This is a genomic window from Streptomyces sp. PU-14G (genome assembly GCF_041028275.1).
In the GTDB taxonomy this organism is placed as follows: domain Bacteria; phylum Actinomycetota; class Actinomycetes; order Streptomycetales; family Streptomycetaceae; genus Streptomyces.
This window is the reverse complement of the sequence record NZ_JASKYT010000772.1, coordinates 1-1,133: the sequence shown is the minus strand read 5'-3', so window position 1 is coordinate 1,133 and position 1,133 is coordinate 1. Positions and strand designations below refer to the sequence as shown.

General features: G+C 63.5%; 1 protein-coding gene. It reads left to right on the top strand.

The window, feature by feature from the left end; all coding sequences use genetic code 11:
* The coding region (locus AB8Z75_RS35240; protein ID WP_369209241.1) for an AAA family ATPase at positions 1–437 on the top strand (437 nt) is incomplete at its 5' end.
* Positions 438–1,133 lie beyond the last annotated feature (696 nt).

The window sequence follows — 1,133 nt, the reverse complement described above, 5'->3', positions numbered from 1 at the left end:
ACGTCTGCCTGCGCGAACTCCAAGACACCAAGGACGAGGAGGTCTGCCGGATCACCTTCCGCGCCCGTCCCACCGCCCGCGCAGTACGGCACGAACTCTTCGCCGCGCTCGGCCTGCCAGGAGMCCCCCCGCGCCACCCATCCGAATTCGACCGACTCCTCTTGGACTCTCTCGCCTCGCAGCCGCGCACACTCGTCGTCGACGAAGCGCAATGGCTCAATCAGGAAACCTTCGAGTACTTCCGGTTCGCCTGGGACAACCCCTACACGCAGATCGCCATTATTTTCGCCGGAGGCGAGGGCGCGCACAGCGTGCTGCGGAAAGAACCAATGCTCTCCTCCCGCATCTTCACCTGGCAGCACCTCACAAAGCTCACCCTGGCGGAAGTCCAGCAGGTCACCGCAGTACCACGCCATCTGGAGCAAGACCGACCCTGAGGACATCGCCTACGCCGACCGCCACGCAGCGCACGGCAACTTCCGTAACTGGGCCCGGCTCACAGCCCACACCCTCACAGCCCTCCAACGGACCGGGCGGGACAGACCTGACCAGGAGGTACTTCGCTGGGCTTTCAGCCGACTCGGCTGAACCTGGTGATGGGCGTCGTCGTTCTGGCGTTGGATGCGTCATGAGGTGGCCTCGGACGTCGGGTGGTTGACCTGTGGTTTGTGTGTCCGGGTCTGTCGTTGGGTGTGACAGATGGTGTCGTTGCCAGGCCGATCTCGGGATCAGGGCGCTCCATCGGCCAGCCCCTCTGCAGCCCCAGTCCCACCTGGAATGGGACTGGGAAGGTGACGCCCCCCCGAAATCAACAGTGCCCGACCGTCTATTTCTGAGCAAGAGAAACCCGCCACCCGATGTTCACCGGACCCGAAAACCGATTTACCGGGCAGCGCGGGCGGTGCCCCACGATCCCAATTCACACCCCATCGTGCATACCTGAGTTGGGATCAGAGGATACTCTGGGATGATGCGGGGGAGTTTTTCCGTTATCCAAAACTCACCCACTTATGCATACCGAGAGCGACCGAGCAGACTCACCCCATCCTGTAGGGGGCGCACTTCCACCGCACCCCGAGACGAGCAGCACTCCGGTGGTGGAGCGGGGGCGCAGGCATGCAGACCCGGTTGGC